The following is a 3,959-nucleotide window of genomic DNA, read 5'->3' as shown; positions in this document are numbered from 1 at the left end:
CTGCTTTCTAACGAAAGTAAAGTCAAAGGCAATCCATTGGAAATTGGAAAATTCTTTGCAATGTTTAAACGTCCAGACTCAACTTTTCCAATTGTCACTCGACCAAATGATTAGGATGAAATGACTGGGCTTAAAGAACCCTACCAAATTAAAGTCTCCGCTTTTATGTGCACACATTAGTGCACATAAATACAAAATTAGTTTAATTATTTCAATAATTTACAATCAATAAAAAAGCCTAACTTGTCTAAGTCGGGCTTTTTTATTGATTCTTCACGTTTCACGCCTAATATTTAATCATTGTTCCATATTTTTGATTAGCAACAGTCGGAATCGAGCATAAACCCTACATGCCAAAATTCATGCCCCGATCTCGCTTAGGTTGGGGCTGCTCCATTTCCTTTTTCCGTTCCTTCATTTGGACGATATTCGCTTCAATAGTTCGGACGTTTCGAGCAAATTCTGCTGAGCTTTGGCTACTTGTGACGAGACTGACCGTTGTGTGGTTGAGATTTTCTCCAGTACGTCCTCGTAATTCGTTGTAATTTGGCTCATCTCCCTGACTTTGCCATTGATCTGCTCGGTATAGGTCGCTGTATTTTTTTCCAATTCGTGAAATTGTGTCTGTATTGTCGATAATGACTTTTGTGTTTGCACTAAGTCTGTCTGTACGCTCTCCATTGCCTTTGATTGTGCTGATAAGGCTTGGATAATTTTCTTTTGCATCACGTCTAAACTCTGCTGTTGCTGCTGCAACTGAGTTTGTTGTTGCTGTAATTGCTGCTGTTGTTCTTCGATGATTTTCAATAACTGTGTTTCTAATTCGGTCATCACTTAATACCCCATCGGCACCATGAAGTTGTTCTGCCAATCCCCTGCGTCCTTGTTGATCTGAATACATAGACGTTGGGCTTTGCTGTTTTGCTGTCTGCATGTGCTGAACGTCAAACTGCCCCCCGATCGGTTCAGGTGATCCACTCGCATTTGTTTCTCGTTGATGGTCATATTGAGTGTCCGTATCTCGTTGTACTTGCTTTTGCCCATAAAACCGAGCGCAATAATGAGAATAATTAAAATAGCAGCTCCCAAAATCATTGCCATATTCAAAGTGGTAAGCTGTTTCAGTAGGCTTTTGTTCTGAACTTGCTGTTCTTTTGTCTGTATCTGCTCGTTCATTTGCTTTAAACGGCTCAATTTGGACTGTAGCAAGGCTTGGTACTGGTCGAGCTGCTTCTCGATCTGCTGTGAGCTGTTCTGTAGGTTCTGCGCTAATTTCTCGTCTGACTGCTGGATAGCGGTCGCTGTGATATTGGCTCTTGTGCTCAAGCTGTCTTTGATAATCTGTGACGTTTGCTCGATACCGCTCAGAAGTTGTTCCTCGGTACGTTGCAATTCGCTGTTGTACTTCTTGTCGATATTCGCCAGTAGCGCTAAAGCCTTGCTCATAAACCTCTCCACTTAAACGGATAGGACGTGTTGCGCCCTCGTATGGATTTTCGATTGATATTGATTTTTGGGTTTGTCGGGTGACTTTGATTTCATTCGATTCAAGCCATTCAACCAATTTTTGCCGATCGGCAACTTTGCCATCGACTACAGCTTGGTAAATCCTTTGGTGTAACTGATCTTTAAAATCCTTCACATCCTTGGGTAAGTTCTTCTTATTGATTAAAAGCTGCTGATTGTTCGGATCATCGGGATCATATAGTTGATGTTCTGCATTGGTAATCTGCTTAAACAGATCCACTCGATCTAAATCCACTGGCGCATAAAATGGCTGTAGCCGTTTGCCTGTCGAAAGCTCAACGTTTGGAATCACAAAATTCAGCTCAAGCCGTGTCTCTCCAGTATCTTGATTCACCTTATCTTGGTGCTGTACCCATAAAATTTGGTACTGATCTTTATCGAGACCAGGGAAAAGGCATTCCTCAAAATTTTGCATGATCTGCTGTTTATCCTGGTCAGATAAAGCATGCTCGTAAAAGGATAAACAACCACTGGTATATTTCTTGGCAAAAGGACTGCTATCAATCAGTTGAGCGGTCAAGTCAACATCACCACTTAAAACCTGTGCATGTTCTCGCTCTCTATCTTCACCAAGCAAATAATCTAGACAACCTTTAGATAATCCTGAACCATGTCTAAAAAAATCAACGATCATCTGGTCGTAACTCCCGAAGTTGTTGATCTATGGAAATCAACAAATGAAGTAACTTCACTTTGTCAAAAGTACCTGTCCCTGCAATATCCGTATTAATCGCTTTGGCAATCTGATTCACGTTATTACCTATACGACCCAATTCTAGGATTAAATTTCTCTCTGTCTTGCTATATGAAGATTCAACAATCTTTGTTGATTTAATTTTTTCAGCATCATCTGCTTTGGAATTATAAATCTTTGTTGCTTTATCTACTGCTGACTGACGTAGCAACTTTGCGATTGAACCAAAAGGATTATTGGCATCGAGCAATTGATATTCTGATTCTGAAAGTCTGACTTTAAACGTCCGTTCCCGTACTACTTTCTGTTTAGTTACTGAATCTATTTCCACTTGAACAATCCCATTCTTGGTCTAACCGGTTTAGAGGAAAATCTTTGATTTTTCTTTAAACCGGTTTTCGGGGGTATCGGGGGTGAAGCCCCTGATCAAGGTCACAGCTTAGCACTATTAAACGAAGTGAAATAGGGGTAACTGTGTATCCTTGCTTATTTAAAAAGGGAAAGAATTATTTATACTAAAATTTAATCAAATGATACAGTATATAAACCCTAATAAGAACTGGCATAAATCTTGTAAAACAATAGCACTCAACTCTTTCTCACCACCACCACAGCCCTCGCTTTGCTCAGGCAGATGGTGAGCGTTGAGAGAGTTTCGGCAATACTCTCCCTAAGGGCTGTCATTCAAAAAATAACACATCCCCTAAGTATTGCCGATTTAACCTGATTAGGCTGACGGAGCCACGCATCGGTCGTATCCGCACCATGCTTCACATACATGGCAGACAAGGACTAAAGGTACTGCACCTCTCCCCACGCGCTCCCTGTCGAAGTATGGCGGTATCTCTGCGAGGATTTCTCCAACATGCAACTTAACCAACCTATACAACTACTCTCAACGCTCCGCTTTTGTGGGATTCCCCTGTAACGGTTCAGCTCCTGCTTCTCAGCTTTCACTATCGCTACGATGCACCAGTGACACTTATTCCCTCCACATGCACCGCATATCTTCCTTAAAAAGGATGCACAGAAGCTGATAAGGCTCGAATACTGTCTATGTATTGCTTATTGGATGAACGAGAGTCAGGTAACGAAAGACTTTTTACTGATACAATGCTTGCCATTTTTTATCAATTTGATAGAATTTGAAAAGCGGTACAAGCCGAAAGGTGAAATCATAACGGTCGTCAAACCTTATGATCTTCGTTACTTGATGCTCGAACATCAAATAACTGCGTACCACCAAATTTAAGACAAAACCCCTCTAAGTTGCAAGACTCAGAGGGGTTTTTCTTTAGGTTTTAACAAAATTTTTATTTTTCTCTCCTACTAACTCATGCCCAATAAGGACTGCGTAGTTTTAATAAAAACAGGTATATTCTTGTAAAATATTATTTTATGATTCCATCATAAAAAATGATGGCTGTTATTATAATGTTTGAATTGAAAAGCTTCTATTAATTCAACACATATCAAAAATAGTATAGACAAGGAAATCAACATTTATGGATATTTTGAAGAAGGAAAGACAATGAAAGTTAAATTTTTAACGGTTTCATTGATGTTTATTTTGCCATTTTCTGTTTTTGCAGCAAATGGACAAGTCGAAAAAGCGGTCATTGAATCAAATAATGCGTATAAAACGAAATATAATTTAGACGATATGACAGAGTTTAATTATGCGCAAAAAGGCTTTATTGCCAAGCCAACAGGTCAAATTAAAAGTGAAAAAGGCAAT

General features: G+C 39.6%; 2 protein-coding genes and 1 pseudogene. 1 reads left to right on the top strand and 2 read right to left on the bottom strand.

What is annotated here, in order from left to right; translation table 11 throughout:
* Positions 1-346: 346 nt before the first annotated feature.
* Together ABZ920_RS30430 and ABZ920_RS30425 are read right to left on the bottom strand one after the other, a co-directional pair.
* Positions 347-2,161: a relaxase/mobilization nuclease domain-containing protein gene (locus ABZ920_RS30430; RefSeq protein ID WP_004706791.1), complete on the bottom strand. Its 1,815-nt coding sequence runs from the start codon at positions 2,159-2,161 to the stop codon at positions 347-349.
* The gene (locus tag ABZ920_RS30425; protein WP_004706792.1) at positions 2,151-2,552 is read right to left on the bottom strand and encodes a MobC family plasmid mobilization relaxosome protein; all 402 of its coding nucleotides are present in this window, start codon (positions 2,550-2,552) and stop codon (positions 2,151-2,153) included. The genes ABZ920_RS30430 and ABZ920_RS30425 overlap by 11 nt, the downstream gene beginning before the upstream one ends.
* A 1,200-nt stretch (positions 2,553-3,752) precedes the next feature.
* Between ABZ920_RS30425 and ABZ920_RS30420 the strand changes: the two are divergent.
* Positions 3,753-3,959, top strand: a pseudogene (locus ABZ920_RS30420) (MBL fold metallo-hydrolase); the annotation flags it as partial.

This window comes from Streptomyces sp. NPDC046831, from assembly GCF_040645305.1.
In the GTDB taxonomy this organism is placed as follows: domain Bacteria; phylum Actinomycetota; class Actinomycetes; order Streptomycetales; family Streptomycetaceae; genus Streptomyces.
The sequence above is the reverse complement of the archived record's forward strand: the minus strand, read 5'-3'. Positions and strand labels throughout refer to the sequence as shown.

What these genes read in the sequence shown, in the direction of transcription:
- ABZ920_RS30430 (WP_004706791.1), bottom strand. Translation starts at nt 2,161, where the DNA reads ATGATCGTTGATTTTTTTAGACATGGTTCAGGATTATCTAAAGGTTGT.